Consider the following 17,044-nt stretch of genomic DNA (forward strand, 5'->3'; position numbering starts at 1 on the left):
TGTGAAAGTGAAGAGTGAATTAGCCACTGAAACTTTTAAGATAATTAAACAATAAAACCAAAATCAATGAAAACAACTTTACTTACTTTATGTTTAAGCCTAATGTCTTTCCATTTTGGCTATTCACAAACCACAAACATCCCCGACGAGAATTTTGAGCAAGCCCTCATCGACCTAGGGATTGACAGTGACGGCACCGTCAACGGGCAAGTTCTCACAGCTGATATTGAGAATGTCACAGAATTAGATCTTTCAAACGAAGAATATGAAGACTTAGGATATAATGATTTAGATATCACAGGAATTTCCGACTTTACTGCCCTTGAAATTATTGATTTGCAGGGACAACCCATTTATTGGTTCTCTGGAGAAAATGAAGACATTTTCAATTCAAATTTAAATCTGAAAGAGATTCACCTCAACAATTTCGGAACAGATTACGATTCAAGTATTTACATAGAAAAATTAGATTTAAGCAATCTGAATAATTTAGAATATTTAAATTTTAATAATCTCGACATCAAATATATAAAGTTAGATAATTCAAATTATGACTATGAAAATATAATCATAGATTTGCTTCATGAAGGCTATCCGAGACCTGCTGGACCGATTACAAATAGTGATGATCCTGAGTGGCCAGATTATTGGACTAACGAAGTTTGTATTCAGGTTAACGACCCTGAGGCGGCAAGCAATAATAATCCGCCATATGATACTTGGACAATTCTTATTGATAATATTGGGATCGTTACTTACAATTTTTCTGCAAACTGTAATCTAAGTACCGAAAATTTTGAAGATTTAAACACAATCTCCGTTTATCCCAATCCAGTGCAAAATAAGTTGAATTTTGAGAATCCGAAACAAATCAATTTAGATGAAGTTCAAATTTTCAATATAAAAGGTCAGTTGGTAAAAAGGTTTACAAACATCAAAAACAGCATCAATTTAGATAATTTGAATAAAGGCGTGTATTTTGTAAAAGTGAAGAGTGAAGAAAATATACAGACATTTAAAGTCTTGAAAAAATAAATAGAACTCAAATTTAAATTCAGAGTTCGATATAAAGTTGTCAAAACTTTATATCGAACTTTTTTATAATTCAGAAACTTTAGCTTTGGCTGTCTTAAATTCAGAAATAATATTATCAACGATTTTTGCAGCAGGTAAAATGTCGTTTACCAATCCAGAAATTTGTCCGATTTCCAATTCACCTTCTTCCAAATCACCTTCAAACATGCCTTTTTTAGCTCTAGCGCGACCTAAAAGTTGCTGCAACTCTTCTTTGCTTGGTGTTTTTCGGTATAGGTTTTCAATATCCTGATAGAATTTGTTTTTCAACAAACGCACTGGCGCTAATTCTTTTAAAGTCAGTTTGGTGTCGCCTTCCTGAGCTTTCACAACTTCATTTTTAAAATTGATATGCGACGAGGCTTCTTCGCTGGCAACAAACCTAGTCCCAACTTGCACGGCATCTGCGCCCAAAATCATTGCTGCCAACATTGCTGAGCCAGTTGCAATTCCGCCAGCGGCAATCAATGGAACAGTCAGTTTTTGTCTTACCATTGGGATGAGCGTAAATGTGGTTGTTTCTTCACGACCATTGTGACCGCCAGCTTCAAATCCTTCAGCAACAACAGCATCAACGCCAGCTTCTTCAGATTTCAAGGCAAATTTTACGCTGCTCACCACATGCACAACTTTGATGCCTTTGGCTTGTAAAGTTTTGGTCCAGGTTTTTGGATTTCCAGCAGAAGTAAAAACAATTTCAACGTGTTCTTCCATAATAATATCCATGATTTTTTCAATATCTGGATAAAGCATCGGCACATTCACTCCGAAAGGTTTGTCGGTGGCTTTTTTACATTTTTGAATATGTTCACGCAAAACCTCAGGATACATAGAGCCTGCACCAATGATGCCAAGTCCACCGGCATTGCTTACTGCACTGGCCAATTTCCAACCGCTTGCCCAAATCATTCCGGCTTGGATGAGTGGATATTCTATCTTGAATAATTCTGTAATTCTATTAGTTGTCATACTTTGTTTTTTTATGCTATGACGCCAGAACCAATCAGTTCGTCGTCCAAATACCAAGCGACAAACTGACCTTCCGAAATGGCGGTTTGTGCTTGGTCGAAAATAACATACAATTCGTTTTTCATTTGATATAAAGTCGCATTTTCCAAAGGTTGTCTATATCGAATTCTAGCTTTTACACGCATCTGTTCGCCCTCTTCTAAAGCTAAATCTGGTCGCACCCAATGAATTTCATCTTGGTTTACCCAAAGTCCTTTTTTATGTAAACCCGGATGATTTTTGCCTTGACCGGTATAAATCACATTTTGTTCCACATCGGTGTCGATGACAAAAAGTGGTTCTTTAGTCCCGCCAACGGCTAAACCTTTACGCTGTCCTTTTGTGAAAAAGTGCGCGCCTTCATGTCGGCCTAAGCGTTTGCCGAATTCTGGTTTGTATTTGTATTTCTTAGACTGGGTTTGCAGCTGTGCTAATAAATCACTTTCGATTTCAACATCGTTGTCGTTGAATATTTCGTGTTTTGCATCTATTTCAACAATATCTCCGGTTTTAGGTTGAAGCTTTTGCTGAAGGAATTCTGGCAGTTTCACTTTGCCAATAAAACATAAACCTTGAGAATCTTTTTTGTCAGCAGTAATTAAGCCTTGCTCTGCAGCGATTTGTCTGACTTCAGATTTTTGAAGTTCGCCCACAGGAAAAAGTGTCTTGGCAAGTTGCGCTTGAGAAACCTGACACAAAAAATACGACTGGTCTTTATTATTGTCTAAACCGCTCATCAATTTGTAGATGGTTTCCCTCTCTTTGGTGAATTCCGCTTTGCGGCAATAGTGTCCTGTTGCCACATAATCTGCGCCTAAAGATTCTGCGATTTTTAAAAATACATCGAATTTGATTTCCCGATTGCATAATACGTCTGGATTGGGTGTGCGTCCTTTTTCATATTCAGCAAACATGTAGTCGACGATTTTTTCTTTGTATTCTTTACTCAAATCTACAGTTTGGAAAGGAATACCAAGTTTTTCAGCAACCAACATAGCATCATTGCTGTCTTCCAACCATGGACATTCGTCGCTGATGGTCACAGAATCGTCGTGCCAGTTTTTCATAAACAGGCCGATTACCTCATAACCTTGCTGTTGACATAAATAAGCGGCAACACTAGAATCTACGCCACCACTCAGTCCAACTACAACTCTTTTCATTTTTTAATTTTATGTTGCAAAAATACAAAAGATAAGTTTAAAGGCTTTATTTTAAGAATTTAGAACAAGATTCTTAGTAATCATTTATGAATTCGAAAAAAATTCAGACTTATGAAATGTTTAATTATTATTAACTTTAATTAAACAAAATAGAGAAACCTTTGTGTTTATCTTTATTAAAAAATTAAATAACTATGAAAAAAACAACAACTTTCACAAAACTATTGATGTTTACCTTAGTATTTTTCGGTTTAACATCATGTAGCGACGATGATGATGCAGCACAAGTCATCGACAATGAACCCACAACTTTTGAAATTATTGCCGACAGTCCAGACCATACTGTTTTGGAACAGGCTTTAATTGAAAATGGTTTAAACCAAGCCCTGAATGATGGGACTTACACCGTATTTGCACCAACAGATGAAGCTTTTGGAAATGTTGATATTTCTGCTTTGTCTGCAGAACAATTAAATAATATTTTATTGAATCATGTTGTAGAAGGCGCAGCAGAATCTGCTGATTTATCTAACGATTATTTAGAAACGCTAGCCACAGAATCTATTTCTGGCAATGACAACAATTTGAGTTTATATGTGAATGTAGATTCTGGAGTAGTGCTGAATGGCGTCTCTAGCGTTACAACTGCAGATATTTCAGCATCTAATGGCGTTGTACATATTGTAGATGCGGTAATACCAATTCCTGATATTACAACTTTTGCAGTTGCCGATCCAAATTTTGAAAACTTGGAAGTAGCGCTAACTCGTGACGATCAACCAGATTTTGTTGGTACATTAAGTGCGATGAGTTCTCCAGCGCCTTTTACAGTATTTGCACCTACAAATAATGCATTTGCTCAACTTCTGGAAACTACAGAATTTGAATCTTTAGCAGATGTTCCTACAGATTTGCTGACAGAAATTTTAAATTACCACGTTATTGCTGAAGATTTTGTATCGTCTTCAGATTTAACTTCTGGTGAAGTGACTACACTGGCTGGAACCATAACAATTGACGCTGAAAATGCAATCATTACAGATGCTAACGGCAGAACAATTAATATTGAAGTTACTGATGTGAATACCTCTAACGGTGTAATTCATGCTATCAATATGGTAATTTTACCTGAAATAGAAGCGACACCAACAACATTCGAAGTTATAGCAGACAGTCCAGACCATACAATATTAGAACAATTATTGGTAGAAACTGGTTTAGATGTAGCCTTGAATGACGGAACCTACACTGTTTTTGCACCAACAGATGATGCTTTTGCAGGAATTGATGCTTCAACACTTTCAGAAGATGAATTGACCAATATTTTATTGAATCATGTTGTAAATGAAACCGTTTTATCTACAGAATTAATGACGGATTATTATTCGACATTGGCAACTGAGAATTTTTCAGGAAATAATAATACATTAAGCTTATATGTAAATACAAGTAATGGTGTAAATTTAAATGGGATGTCATCAGTATCTGTTCCAGATAATGAAGCTTCAAATGGAGTTGTTCATGTTGTTGATGGCGTATTAACCATTCCAGATATCACAACTTTTGCTATAGCGGATCCTAATTTTTCAACTTTATTAGAAGCTTTAACTCGCGGTGATCAACCAGAATATACTACCACATTGAGTGATTTTAATCCGCCTGCACCTTTTACCGTATTTGCACCAACAAATGCTGCTTTTACGGAGTTGATAGATGAATTAGACGGTGTGAATTCTTTAGATGATATTGGTGCAGAACTATTGACATCAACTCTAAATTCTCATGTTATCGCAGATATGAATGTTACTTCAGGTAATTTACCAACTGGAAATGTAGGTACTTTGGAGGGAGATATTTTTATCGATGCTGCTTCAGCGACAATTACCGACGCAAATGGCAGAACTATTCAAATAATCTTAGAGATGACAGATATTCAAACTGGTAATGGCGTTATTCATGCTGTTGATACAGTTATTCTTCCAGATTTAGGTCTGGATGTAAATGTTGTAGAAATGACGATTGACAATTCTGGAGCTTCAGCTTATTTTGTAAGTTCAATTTCTGGGAATGAAAATGTAACTCCTTTGAATGAAAATAACAGCAGCTGGACTTTAACAGAAGGGTCTCGTTATGTGTTGACAGTTACTAATTCAAATTCTCATCCGTTTTCTTTAAGAAATTCAAATGACGATGAGTTAATAAGTCAAAGTTCGGAAGGAACCTTTGAAAACGATCCCGATGTGAACTTTCAATCGGATGGTAATCAAATCAGTTTTACTTTAACGCCGCAACTTGCAGCAGAATTAAACAATTACAGTTGTACTATTCATAGTGGAATGACTGGTACGATTAGTGTTCAATAGTGTTCAGTTATTTTATAATTGAAAAAAGCGAGATGAAAATAAATTCATCTCGCTTTTTATTTTTAGGTAAACTTTTTACTTTAGAAAGTTTTCAATGCTTTTTCTAAATCTTGATTGCCTGTAAGCAGTTCAAAAGATTTGTTTTTAGCAGTTTCTAAATTCAAACTCAAGACCAAAGCGTAAGCTACATCTTCTCTAGAAATTTTTCCGCTTTTATTGAGTTTTTGAGCAATTTCTACTTTGTCAGCACCTTTATCGTCTGTTAATGCGCCCGGCTGAACAATAGTATAAGGCATTTGACTTTCTCTTAGAAAATCGTCTGCAGCTTTTTTAGCTCTTAAATATAATTCTAAACCCTTCATTTGAGATGGATCGTCAGTTCCCATTGAGCTTAACATCACAAATTTCTGTAATTTGTGAGCTTTAGCTAATTCAATAGCACGAATAGCGCCTTTTTGATCTACGGCAATGGTTTTTTCATCTCCTGTAGAACCACCAGAACCTGCGGCAAAAATTACTTTATCCATACCTTTGAAGGCATCGGAAAAATCTTTCTCTAAATCGCCAATTCGTGTTTTAATTCCTTGATTTTCGAAATAATTTTGTTGCACCTCATTTCTGATCATTGCATAAGTGGTGTATTTATTACTGTCTCTAAGAATCTTGGATACAATTCTTCCAGTTTTTCCATTTGCGCCAATGACTAGTATATTTTCCATTTTAATTTATTTATGAATTCGAAATGAATATAATTGATTTGGAACAGCTTTAATATAAATCGAATTTAAAACTTTTGTAATTTAAGTTAAAAATTGACAAGTAAGTAATGTTTTTGAGCTGCTACTTGAATTTTTTGCTTTTAGTATTCCAAAGCGTTTTGGCATATTCTTGCATATTATCAACGGTATCTTTTTCATCAATAATTTCAAAACCAAGTAAATTTTCTAAAATATCTTCCATGGTGATAATTCCCGATAGACCGCCGTATTCATCAACAATTAATGAAATATGTTCTTCGGCTTCCAACATTTTTTTCCAAATGCTAAATACGGGCGTGTTTTCTTGAAACACCAAAATATCACGTTTTAAATTTTTCAATTTTAAAGTATTTTGTCCTTCTTCAACAAGATTTTCTAAAATATGCTGTCTTAATACATAACCAGTAATATTTTCATCATGACCTTCAAAAATGGGAATTCTAGAATGTTTATAATCTTCTTTGTGTTCAAAAAAGTCATCGATAAGCAAGTTTTCATCAGCAACTGTCACTACAATTCTTGGTGTCATAACATGTTTTGCTTTGAGTTGTCTTAATTTGATGGAGTTTTGAATAATCAATTTTTCTTCTTCAGAGAAAACTCCTTCTTTTTCAGCAATATTTGCCAATGCTGAAATTTCTTCTCGACTTGTTGTTTTTTCTTTGTTTTCTGAAGCGATTAAGTTTGTGATTAAAGAGGAAAGCCAAACCAAAGGATACATTATAATTACCGTGAAATTGATAATTTTTCCTGTAAATAAGGCAATGTTTCGCCAATATTTTGCACCAATTGTTTTTGGTATGATTTCGCTAACGATAAGTATTAGTAGAGTGAGTACAGCAGAAATTAATCCAAAATAGGCTTCGCCAAAAACGATTGCAGCTTGAGCACCTACGCCAGCTGCACCAACTGTATGAGCAATAGTGTTCAAAGATAATATAGCAGATAATGGTCGGTCAATATCTGCTTTAAGCAAACTGAATTGTTTGGCAGAAGCATTGCCCTTTTCCATTTTTACTTGTAAAAAAGAGATAGGGGTAGAAAGCAATACCGCTTCCATAATTGAGCATAAAAAAGATACGCCTAAAGCTAAAGTTAAATATAAAATTAATAAAGTCATATATTAAGACATTGGTACTTCTATGAGTAAAACTTTGGAGCCACGTTGAACTTTTATATCAATAAAATCCGTGTCCCAAACACCTATTGCATCTCGCTTTTGTAATTCATTTTTGTCAACTTCAATATTGCCTTCTAATACAAAAATATACAAACCATTATTTTTATGTTTAAATTGATAAGTCTCAGTTTTGTCTTGAGTAAATTCACCTAAATGCATCCAGGCGTCTTGATGAACCCAAACGCCTTCATCATCTGAATTTGGTGACAAAATTTGATAAAAACAATTTTCAGTTTTCTCAGAATCTATACTAATTTGGTCATATCTCGGTGTCACATTTTTCTGGTTTGGGATGATCCAGATTTGTAGGAAATGAACCTCTTGATCAGCATTATTGTTCATTTCACTATGAGCAATACCAGAGCCAGCGCTCATCACCTGAATGTCTCCAGATTTGATAACTGCTTCTGTGCCGGTATTATCGCGATGTTTCAAATCACCTTTCAAAGGGATGGAAACAATTTCCATATTTTCGTGTGGATGTGTTCCAAAACCCATTTTAGGAGCAACAACATCATCGTTTAGCACACGTAACATGCCAAAATTCATACGCTTTGGATTGAAATAGTTGGCAAAGCTAAAGCTATGATGCGAATTTAGCCAGCCGTGATTGGCATGACCACGAGTATCTGACTTATGAACTAAAGTTTTCATCGATTCATTTTTTACGAATTTAACCGAGATATTTCTATATTTTTAAAAATTTGACTTAAAATTTGTAACGCTATAAATTTACATCCGTATTTAAGGTGAAGCAATTTTAATTTAACAACACAGCCGGCGTGTTTAAAACAAAAATCATTCAGCAATGTTTAAAAGGGAACCGAAAGGCTCAATTGCAATTGTATAATAAATATTGCGATGCAATGCTCAAACTTGCTTATCGGTATTTGCAACAACAAGATTTGGCTGAAGATGCAATGCAAGAAGCATTTATCAAGGCTTTTAAAAATCTTCATAAATACGATGGAAGTTCAACATTTGGGGCATGGCTAAAACGAATCGTCATTCACCAAGCAATTGATGATTTGCGCAAAAACATCAGGTTTTTGGAACTGGATGAAAATTCAGAAATAAGCACCACAGATGAACACAATTGGGAAGTTGAAGATCATTGTGCTGTTGAGGATGTAAAACATGCCTTAGAACAACTGCCAGAAAAATATAAACTCGTGCTCAAATTATTTTTAATGGAAGGTTATGACCACGAAGAGATTTCCGAGATTTTAGGAATTTCTATCAATGCATCCAGAACCCAACTACATCGCGGAAAAATACTTTTGAAAGCAGAACTTAAACACAGGAATTATGAAAGATTTGCGTAAAGATTTCAATTATGAAGATTCAAAAATCGAGCTGTCTGATAGGCATTTAAATAAATTTGAATCCAAATTGAATCGAAATTTCAAGAATAAAAAAGATTTTTCGACATATTATAAAGTCGCATCAGTAGTCGTTATTTTACTTTTAAGTAGTATTATTTTACATTATTATACGACTTCAAGTGAAGTCATTACTGAAGAGACACCGATGAAACTTGGAGATATTTCTCCCGAATTACAACAGCTGGAGAACTTTTATCTTACTTCCATTAATTATGAATTGGCAACTTTGGAAACTGACCATAATTTTGATGAAGTTGTGGACGATTATTTAGAAGAATTGAAAATTATAGATTCTGAATATCAGGATTTACAAGACGAATTGAATGAAAATGGTGTGAACGAAAACCTGATTGACGCCATGTTGAAAAATTTACAACTTAGGTTAGAATTGCTTCAAAACTTAAAATCACAATTGAACGATTTAAAAACATTAAACAATGAAAACAACTCATATTACCAGATTTAGTCTGTTCGTTTTAGTCGCTTTTTTATCTCAAGTTATTTTGGCGCAAAGTACAAAGACTTACAAGGAAAGTTTTGATGTGAATGATGATGCTATTGTAAAACTAGCAGTTTCCAATTCTAAAATCAAAATTGAAACATGGAATAAAAATAGAGTAGAGGTTAAAACTATTTTGAAAACCAAAAACGATTCTGAACAAGATCTTGACGCACTTTTCGGAGCCTGGAAAATTTCTGCTTTAGGCAACAGCGAACGTGTTGAAATCAAAGATCACCGCAGTGGTGATAACGTCATGGTATTTTCAAATGTGCAACGTCCGCATTTACCACCACGACCACCAAGACCGCCGAGGCCGACCAAAGCAAATCAACCGCTAAATCCGCCGGAAATAGATTTCGATTTCGATTATGAAGCTTTTAAAGAAGACGGAAAGGCTTACATAGAAAAATTCAAAAAGCAATTGGATTCTAGTGATTTTAGAAATAAAATTCAAATTTGGAGCGAAGCATATAGAGATTCGCTTGGTATGCACCGAGATTCTCTGCAGAAATATAGACTTGAATTGCGAGAACACCGAGAAACTATCCGTGGTTATGCTAAGCAAATGAAAGAAGAAATGGCGCCTTTAATTGAAAAACTGGAGGAAAGGATAAAAACTGAAGTGCTGCAACATCCAAACTTCAATAATGTGGAACGCATTATTGAAATAAAAATCCCCAAATCTGCTAAGCTAGAAGTTGACATCAAACACAGCGAAATGGATATTTCCTCGGTTTATGAAATAGATGCAAACCTGAATTATTCAGGTTTGCAAATCTCAAGTTTATCGGGAAATCATAATATGATTAATGCGCGATACTCAAAGATCGATATTGAAAATGCTGAATCTTTAAATTTAAGCTTAGCGTACTCTAAAAATGCAAAATTAGGAAAAGTGAAGCGTCTAGTTTTGAATTCAAAAACTTCAAATTTAAATATTCTTGAAATCGAAGACCAAGCTATTATTGATGGTTCTTTTGGTAATTTAACGATTGATAAAGTTAATCCTGATTTCAATCTAATTGATATTAACCTTAAAAATTCAAATGCCAAATTGAAACTACCAGAAGTAAATTATAATTTCTATATGAATTCAAAATCCTCAAAATTAAATTTGAAAAGTGAATTAGATTTCAAAATAAGGAAAGGATACGATACAACGATTTATCAAAATTCGGAACTATCAAATTCTAAAAAAGCTTTAAATATTAATGCAGATTTTAGCGTTATTACGCTTAATTAGTCCTTATTTCTTTTTGACAAATAAACCAACGATTAAAGTGGTCATGACTCCAAAAATTGGAGCAGTCAATAAACTCGTCAAGAGGTAATTATTATAACTGAAATAATCATTTGCGTCGTTTCGAGACATTTCTTCATTCTCAACTGCAAAATTGATGGCATTTTTGAAATATTCTGGCGTTATATAATTGACTGAAATGTATAAAGATAAAGGTGTTAAAGCTGTCACAATCAAGCTGATGATTAATCCAGATTTAAAACACTGTGCATAGCTGATTTTGCCATTGAAAAAATTTTCTCGCTTATCTTTCAAAGCAAAAAAATAGATTATAAATGAAGGTATCGCAATCAAGTTTGTGTATACATAATGTTGATCGATATGCGCATCGTGTAAGCCAAAAACTAATTCCATGGCCATCCAAACTAGACTCATAACCACATAAATTAGCGCCCATTTCAATTCGATTTTATAAGATTTCATTCTGAAAAAGATTTGGTTTCTAATTGTTGACCTAATTTATTGACCAGTGGCAAAGCTCCACTGCCATACCATTTTTTATATTCTACAGAAAATAAGCCTGCTTGAATTGCAGGGTCAGATTCAGTGTAGGTTTTTGCAGAATCGATTGAGGCTGTGTTAAATATAAAAAGCCCGCGAAAGTTCGAATCGTTTAAGAAAGGACCTGCTAAAACCATCTTTCCATCGTCTGCAAGTTGTCTGATATTTTTAAGATGGGCTTGTTGTAATTTAGATATTTCAGTAGAATCCAAAGAATCATTTTGGCCGCTTTTCAGAAAAGCAATTACATAAGTTTTCATGCCATAATCATCAGCATTAAGTTCACTTTTGGTCAAGCTATCAATTACAAGTTGTCGTTTGTTTTCTAACTGATTTTTTTCAACTTGGTCATTTTTTTGACAGCTAATATTGAAAATCAAAATAATAAAAGGAAATATAATTTTAGATTTCATTTGAATATAAAATACGCTTTACTCTTCAGGAACTGGTTGTTCTTTCATTTTGGCTTTTTTCATTTCAGCTTTATGATAATCTACAGGACTACCAAAAGCCATTCTGAATGCATCTTTTAGAGATCTTGCCCTTAACATATCTTTGAAAAGTGCAGCCCATTCGTGAAATACCAAATAAAATGGATTGAAAGAGTTGACAGGTTTGGTAATACCGTATTGTGGTCGCTCTTCTTCGGCTTGAAACGTACCAAAAATTCTATCCCAGATAATTAATGTGGAACCGTAATTCTTATCTAAATATTTTTCATTTCTAGAATGATGAACCCTGTGGTGTGAAGGCGTAGTAAAAATATATTCAATCGGTTTTGGTAATTTTTTAATATATTCTGTATGAATCCAAAATTGATATAAAACTTCAATCTGATGAACTACTAAAAACACAAATGGATGGAAACCCATTAAAATTACTGGTAAAAAGAAAATAATTTTTAGATTTTGTGTCCAAGACAATCTAAAGGAAGTCGATAAATTATAGTATTCTGAATTGTGATGAACCACGTGCGTTGACCACCAAAAGCGCTGCTCATGAGCAATTCTATGTGACCAATATCTTACAAAATCCAACGCAATAAAACATAGTAAATATGACCACCAAGTGTGTGGAATCTCAAACGGAGTTAAATTGTAAAAAAACAAAAACACGGCAAAAACTCCGATTTTCATTACGCCATTCAGTAAAATATTCACAACGCCAATGAAAGTTGAAGCTAGAAAATCTTTGCCTTCATATAATTTTTTATTCTGTCTGTAGCTGAAATAAGATTCTAAAGCAACGAGTGTGAACATAATCGGCGCTGCAATCCAGATTATTGTTGTGAAATCTAAATTGGCAACATCCTCCAAACTCATAGGTTTATTACTCATAAAAACTATTTTTTTACAAACATAAGTTTTCAAAAAATGAAACTGCCTTTTTTTGACTAAATCTTTGCAATTATTTTATGAGGTTAGGCGTCTTTGCTTAGCTAAATACATCAAAATAAATAGCGCCGCTCCAAAAACCAAAGCATACCAAAAGTCCTTTTGCATGGCTTGAGTATAAACGCTTATTTTTTCTGAATAGGTAATTAGCATTGCATTTTTTCGCTGTGGCTGGCTGATGTCGTCATCTACATAAGTTATCTCTGTGCCAAAAGGAGAATTGTATGAAATTTTTACAGTTTTGGTGTTTTCAACTTTACCCTCGAACTTATAAACGAACGTGCCGAAATTTTCAAAAATGAACAACAACAAAACTCCTAAAATAAAGGATAATAAGCCAAATTGAATAATTTTTGATGAGGTCATAAAATTGAGTTTTACAGCAAAGTTAAAAGTTTTTTGATATTTAATTGAAGTTCTTCGATGAGTTTGTTTTGTTCTTCCAAGTTTTCAGGATTAGATTTTTCAACTTTCAAAGCTATTTGTGACAACTTTTTTGCGCCAAGATTCAAGGCTGTTCCTTTCACTTTATGTGCAAATTTATTCAGCTTATCAGTATTTTCTTTATCCTTTAGTGCTTCAAAATTTAGCAAACTTTCATTAAGACTCTCATGAGCAATTTTGATCAAACTTTCGTAAAATTCTTCATTTTGATCAATCATATTCATCAAATATGATTTGCTGAAATATTCATTATTTTCAGTAGATTCTGCTACATAGTTTTCTTCCGAATAATTTTCTATGGATTCGTTTTCTTCGGGAAGGCGGTGTTTCAAAATAATTTTCTTTACAGACTCCTGAAGAATCGGTTTGCTGATGTAATCATTCATTCCCATTTCAAGACATTTTTCTTTGGTGCCTTTTACTGTACCAGCAGTGATTGCCACTATTGGGACCATTTTTCCTGAATCCAATTTACGAATGGATTGTGTCAATTCATAACCATTCATAATCGGCATTTGAATGTCTGTAAATACGAAATCTGGGGAATGAGTTTTAAACTTTTCTAAAGCTTGTTGTCCGTCTTCGGCTTCATAAATTGTAGCATCAGTGTACAAATTTTTGATGTATGATTTAATCAACTCCATATTGATTAAATTGTCTTCAGCCAACAAAAATTTTATTTGGTCAGGTTTACTTTCTTTTGGTTTTTCATAATCCAAAACCTGATGCTCATCTGATGTTAAACCATTGAGTAAATCGAATAAGTCTTTTCTTTTAATTGGCTTTAACAAAGATTGTATAGAACCATAATACTGATGATTTTCGTCTATAAGTTTCTTTGAGTTAGAAGTTTCTAGAAGAACAAAACGTTTTTGTTTTGTAATTTCATTTTTTTTCAATCTTGAAATCGCTTCAAATCCAGAGAATTCTTTAAGATAGTGATTCACGAAAATCGCTTCATAATCATTAGCTTTTGTAGCCTTGACGCAGTCGTCGATATTGTCTGTGAAATCAACTTCGACATCTTCGTGTTGCAAGTAGTTCTGAATTACTTTTCGATTAACTTCGTTGACATCTAATACCAAAATACGTTCAATATCAGTCTCTAATTTAAGCTCACGATTCTTTCTGAATTCTACCTCCAAGTCTAAATCGAAAAAGAATTTACTGCCTTTATGAACTTCACTATCTAGATTTAACTTACTTCCCATCAGACCTAAAATTTGATCTGAAATTGCAAGCCCAAGTCCAGTGCCACCATATTTTTTGGTAACAGAAGTGTCCTCTTGAATAAATGCATTAAAAATTTTCTTCTGATTTTCTTTGGCAATTCCAATTCCGGTATCGGTTACAGAAAATCTTATTTTGGCTTTGTCCTTTGATTTTGAAAGATTTTCAATTTTTAATTCAATACTGCCGTCTTCAGTAAATTTTATGGCATTATTGATCAAATTCATTAGGACTTGTTTGATTCTAATTCCATCAATCCAAATAAATTCTGGCACGTCCGACTTCAACATTAAGATAATTTCTAATCCTTTTTTGTGCGCCTGATATTTGGTTAAATCTGTAACTTCTTCAGATAATTTTGTCAAACTTATTTTTTCGGATTCTAATTGAAGTTTTCCAGATTCGATTTTAGAGAAATCCAGAATGTTATTTATTAAATCTAGAAGTGTGTTTGCCGATTGAAAAACAGTATTCATATATTGGTGCTGCATTTCGTTCAGCGGTGTTTTCATCAGTAAGTCCGTAAACCCGATAACTCCGTTCAAAGGTGTTCGAATTTCATGACTCATATTGGCAACAAATTCAGATTTAGCCTGACTAGCTTTTATAGCTTCTTCTTTAGATTTGCGTAATTTGTCTTCAAATATTTTCTGTTCTGTAATATCCTGAATTGTTGAGATTGCAATTTTTTCTCCTTCTTTATCTGTGTGCACCAGGCTATTGATCGAAACCACAAGAATTTCTCCATTTTTGGTTATGAGTTTTTTCTCGATTCCTTTAATTGTATTAGATTCTTTTAGTTCTTCTATAGCTTCAAAGTCATTTTTGTTTAGACTTTTTTCATAAGTGATTTTCCAAATTTCTTTTCCTAAAATTTCTTTTTCTTTATAACCACACATTTTTTGCATGGCTTGATTGACGTCCAAAAATTTGGCACTTCTAAAATCTGTAATTACAATACCAACGGGAGACAATTCGAAGACATTTTTGAATTGGGTGACGTTCTGCTTGAGTTCAAATTCTAATTTCTTTTTCTCGGTAACTTCCTGGTGAGTACCGAACATCCATTCTGGTTTGCCGTCTTTAGTCCACGAAATAACTTTGCCACGATCCAATACCCAAATCCAATGGCCTTTTTTGTGTTTTAACCTAACTTCAGCTTGATAAAAATCAGTTTCTAGTCTAAAGTGTTCATTCAGTGCATATTCACTTTTCTCAAGATCGTCAGGATGTGTAAAACTGTTCCATTTTTTGACAGAAATTGGAGAAATGTCTTCCAAATTGTAGCCAATCATTTCAGCCCAACGCTCATTAAACATGGTTTCACCAGTATCAACATTCCATTCCCAAGTTCCTAGATTGGTGCCATTGATAATGTTATTTAGTCGTTCTCTTTCGTGTTTGAGTTTATTTTTATTTTGTTTGGTTTCTGTAATATCTTGAAAAGATCCATAAACACCAATGCATTTGCCTTTATAAATCTCGGGTTTTATTACAATTGAAGCCCAAATGTATTTTTTTGTTTTGGTAATTATTTCAAAATCACCTTTGTATTCTATTTTATTTTTGATGCAATCGAGTACTTTCTGCTCCAGCCTTTCAAGATTTCTGCCTGGTTTAAAAAAGGATTTTGAACTTTCTAAATCGGGTTCGAAACATTCATCCACTTCAGCAATTTCTTTCAAAATTGGCGTCCAGTGCAATTTGTTACTAATGATATTTAATTCCCAACCCCCAACTTTAGCAAGTCTGCCAGATTCTTCCAACATATTGTTGGTCAGCTTTAAACGTTTTTCGGTTTCTTTTTGTTTGGTGACATCTCTGATGACACAGAGGGTTTCGTGAGAGTCAGATTTTTTGATGACGGACACATTCATATTAAACCACTTTTCTTTGTTATTGTGGTTTAATTGATATTCTAGAGACACACTTTTGTTGAGGTTTTTGCTTTTACTTATGGCTTGTTTTATTTTGCTTAGCAGATTTTTTTCAAAATTTAAATCATTGAGGTTTTTGCCTACAAATTCAGATCTATCTTTAACCAAAAAATCCTCTTTTCCGTAAAAGTCTACAAAATCATTTTCCTTATTCAGGAGAAAAACCATGTCTCCTGTATTATTCAGTAAGGTTTGGAAACGTTGTTTAGCGTCAGATATGTTTGTATTTAAGTCTTTTAGTTCAATGTGTTTTTTGTGAGCCTCTATCTTCTCCATAACTTCTTCTGAAAGATTGGAAAAAATACTTTTTTGTCTTTCGTTAAGTGACTTCGGTTTGTAATCTATGATACAGAGTGTTCCCAAAACAAAACCTGACTTGTTTACGATTTTCTGGGCTCCGTAATACCTTATTTTTGGAGAGTTGACGACGTATTCGTAATTTTCAAACCTCTCGTCTTTTGAGGCATCCTGAACTTCAAAAAAATTGTTGGAAGAATTTAAACAGTGTTTTGTAAATATCGACTTGCTTCTGGAAAATTCCTTTTTCGTATGATTTTTTTCTGATTTTAACCAAATCCTATCTCTACCGACAAAACTTATAGACGCAATTGGACAGTCGAAAATGTCTGATGCGAGCTCTACGATTCTATCAAAACTTGCATCAATTTCTGTGTCTAGAATCATATAATCTTTCAGCGCTTTCAGACGGTTTTCTTCCATAGATTTTTTTTTAAAGAGCGCCTAAATATAAATCAATATTATTCAACCTAAATAAGTTTTCAAATGAAATATTCAGCAATTTTAG

General features: G+C 33.7%; 15 protein-coding genes. 5 read left to right on the forward strand and 10 right to left on the reverse strand.

What is annotated here, in order from left to right:
* The first annotated feature begins 66 nt into the window (after window positions 1–66).
* Window positions 67–1,035: a T9SS type A sorting domain-containing protein gene (locus EIG86_RS02945; protein WP_127844656.1), complete on the forward strand. Its 969-nt coding sequence runs from the start codon at window positions 67–69 to the stop codon at window positions 1,033–1,035.
* A 63-nt stretch (window positions 1,036–1,098) separates the two neighbouring features.
* Here EIG86_RS02945 and EIG86_RS02950 read toward each other — a convergent pair whose 3' ends face one another.
* Together EIG86_RS02950 and mnmA are read right to left on the reverse strand one after the other, a co-directional pair.
* Window positions 1,099–2,043, reverse strand: coding sequence for an NAD(P)H-dependent flavin oxidoreductase (locus EIG86_RS02950; RefSeq protein WP_127844657.1), 945 nt, complete (start codon window positions 2,041–2,043; stop codon window positions 1,099–1,101).
* A gap of 11 nt (window positions 2,044–2,054) precedes the next feature.
* Entirely contained in the window at window positions 2,055–3,245 is a 1,191-nt protein-coding gene (mnmA, locus tag EIG86_RS02955) for a tRNA 2-thiouridine(34) synthase MnmA (protein WP_127844658.1), read from the reverse strand.
* A 194-nt stretch (window positions 3,246–3,439) separates the two neighbouring features.
* Between mnmA and EIG86_RS14330 the strand changes: the two genes are divergently transcribed.
* A complete protein-coding gene (locus EIG86_RS14330; protein WP_317129905.1) occupies window positions 3,440–5,608 on the forward strand; it encodes a fasciclin domain-containing protein in 2,169 nt (722 codons plus the stop codon).
* Between the two features lie 80 nt (window positions 5,609–5,688).
* Here EIG86_RS14330 and EIG86_RS02965 read toward each other — a convergent pair whose 3' ends face one another.
* The 3 genes from EIG86_RS02965 to EIG86_RS02975 all read right to left on the reverse strand — a co-directional run bounded on the left by EIG86_RS02965 (window position 5,689) and on the right by EIG86_RS02975 (window position 8,200).
* Complete coding sequence (locus EIG86_RS02965; protein ID WP_127844659.1) at window positions 5,689–6,327, reverse strand: SDR family oxidoreductase; 639 nt, start codon at window positions 6,325–6,327, stop codon at window positions 5,689–5,691.
* A gap of 121 nt (window positions 6,328–6,448) precedes the next feature.
* Window positions 6,449–7,486, reverse strand: coding sequence for a CNNM domain-containing protein (locus EIG86_RS02970; protein ID WP_127844660.1), 1,038 nt, complete (start codon window positions 7,484–7,486; stop codon window positions 6,449–6,451).
* Between the two features lie 3 nt (window positions 7,487–7,489).
* Window positions 7,490–8,200, reverse strand: coding sequence for a pirin family protein (locus tag EIG86_RS02975; RefSeq protein ID WP_127844661.1), 711 nt, complete (start codon window positions 8,198–8,200; stop codon window positions 7,490–7,492).
* A 128-nt stretch (window positions 8,201–8,328) separates the two neighbouring features.
* Between EIG86_RS02975 and EIG86_RS02980 the strand changes: the two genes are divergently transcribed.
* Genes EIG86_RS02980 through EIG86_RS02990 form a run of 3 tightly spaced genes read left to right on the forward strand, consistent with a single transcriptional unit; the run spans window position 8,329 to window position 10,676 of the window.
* Window positions 8,329–8,871: an RNA polymerase sigma factor gene (locus EIG86_RS02980; RefSeq protein WP_127844662.1), complete on the forward strand. Its 543-nt coding sequence runs from the start codon at window positions 8,329–8,331 to the stop codon at window positions 8,869–8,871.
* Complete coding sequence (locus EIG86_RS02985; RefSeq protein ID WP_127844663.1) at window positions 8,855–9,397, forward strand: hypothetical protein; 543 nt, start codon at window positions 8,855–8,857, stop codon at window positions 9,395–9,397. Before EIG86_RS02980 ends, EIG86_RS02985 begins: the two co-directional genes overlap by 17 nt.
* Complete coding sequence (locus EIG86_RS02990; RefSeq protein ID WP_127844664.1) at window positions 9,369–10,676, forward strand: hypothetical protein; 1,308 nt, start codon at window positions 9,369–9,371, stop codon at window positions 10,674–10,676. The genes EIG86_RS02985 and EIG86_RS02990 overlap by 29 nt, the downstream gene beginning before the upstream one ends.
* Before the next feature lie 3 nt (window positions 10,677–10,679).
* On the opposite strand, the gene EIG86_RS02995 is transcribed toward EIG86_RS02990, so the two are convergent.
* The 5 genes from EIG86_RS02995 to EIG86_RS03015 form a co-directional block, all read right to left on the reverse strand.
* Window positions 10,680–11,156 (reverse strand): DUF4199 domain-containing protein, encoded by a 477-nt coding sequence (locus EIG86_RS02995; RefSeq protein WP_127844665.1) that lies wholly within the window; start codon window positions 11,154–11,156, stop codon window positions 10,680–10,682.
* The gene (locus EIG86_RS03000; RefSeq protein WP_127844666.1) at window positions 11,153–11,647 is read right to left on the reverse strand and encodes a YciI family protein; all 495 of its coding nucleotides are present in this window, start codon (window positions 11,645–11,647) and stop codon (window positions 11,153–11,155) included. The genes EIG86_RS02995 and EIG86_RS03000 overlap by 4 nt, the downstream gene beginning before the upstream one ends.
* An 18-nt stretch (window positions 11,648–11,665) precedes the next feature.
* Window positions 11,666–12,571: a sterol desaturase family protein gene (locus EIG86_RS03005; RefSeq protein ID WP_127844667.1), complete on the reverse strand. Its 906-nt coding sequence runs from the start codon at window positions 12,569–12,571 to the stop codon at window positions 11,666–11,668.
* A 75-nt stretch (window positions 12,572–12,646) separates the two neighbouring features.
* Window positions 12,647–12,994 (reverse strand): hypothetical protein, encoded by a 348-nt coding sequence (locus tag EIG86_RS03010; protein ID WP_127844668.1) that lies wholly within the window; start codon window positions 12,992–12,994, stop codon window positions 12,647–12,649.
* Between the two features lie 11 nt (window positions 12,995–13,005).
* Window positions 13,006–16,959: a PAS domain S-box protein gene (locus EIG86_RS03015; RefSeq protein WP_127844669.1), complete on the reverse strand. Its 3,954-nt coding sequence runs from the start codon at window positions 16,957–16,959 to the stop codon at window positions 13,006–13,008.
* Between the last annotated feature and the right edge of the window lie 85 nt (window positions 16,960–17,044).

The organism is Psychroflexus aestuariivivens (assembly GCF_004010055.1).
Lineage (GTDB): Bacteria > Bacteroidota > Bacteroidia > Flavobacteriales > Flavobacteriaceae > Psychroflexus > Psychroflexus aestuariivivens.

Bases quoted from the DNA above. Each gene is read 5' to 3' on its own strand.
- EIG86_RS02945 (WP_127844656.1), top strand. From the start codon at position 67: ATGAAAACAACTTTACTTACTTTATGTTTAAGCCTAATGTCTTTCCAT.
- EIG86_RS02950 (WP_127844657.1), bottom strand. From the start codon at position 2,043: ATGACAACTAATAGAATTACAGAATTATTCAAGATAGAATATCCACTC.
- mnmA (WP_127844658.1), bottom strand. From the start codon at position 3,245: ATGAAAAGAGTTGTAGTTGGACTGAGTGGTGGCGTAGATTCTAGTGTT.
- EIG86_RS14330 (WP_317129905.1), top strand. From the start codon at position 3,440: ATGAAAAAAACAACAACTTTCACAAAACTATTGATGTTTACCTTAGTA.
- EIG86_RS02965 (WP_127844659.1), bottom strand. From the start codon at position 6,327: ATGGAAAATATACTAGTCATTGGCGCAAATGGAAAAACTGGAAGAATT.
- EIG86_RS02970 (WP_127844660.1), bottom strand. From the start codon at position 7,486: ATGACTTTATTAATTTTATATTTAACTTTAGCTTTAGGCGTATCTTTT.
- EIG86_RS02975 (WP_127844661.1), bottom strand. From the start codon at position 8,200: ATGAAAACTTTAGTTCATAAGTCAGATACTCGTGGTCATGCCAATCAC.
- EIG86_RS02985 (WP_127844663.1), top strand. From the start codon at position 8,855: ATGAAAGATTTGCGTAAAGATTTCAATTATGAAGATTCAAAAATCGAG.
- EIG86_RS02990 (WP_127844664.1), top strand. From the start codon at position 9,369: ATGAAAACAACTCATATTACCAGATTTAGTCTGTTCGTTTTAGTCGCT.
- EIG86_RS02995 (WP_127844665.1), bottom strand. From the start codon at position 11,156: ATGAAATCTTATAAAATCGAATTGAAATGGGCGCTAATTTATGTGGTT.
- EIG86_RS03000 (WP_127844666.1), bottom strand. From the start codon at position 11,647: ATGAAATCTAAAATTATATTTCCTTTTATTATTTTGATTTTCAATATT.
- EIG86_RS03005 (WP_127844667.1), bottom strand. From the start codon at position 12,571: ATGAGTAATAAACCTATGAGTTTGGAGGATGTTGCCAATTTAGATTTC.
- EIG86_RS03010 (WP_127844668.1), bottom strand. From the start codon at position 12,994: ATGACCTCATCAAAAATTATTCAATTTGGCTTATTATCCTTTATTTTA.
- EIG86_RS03015 (WP_127844669.1), bottom strand. From the start codon at position 16,959: ATGGAAGAAAACCGTCTGAAAGCGCTGAAAGATTATATGATTCTAGAC.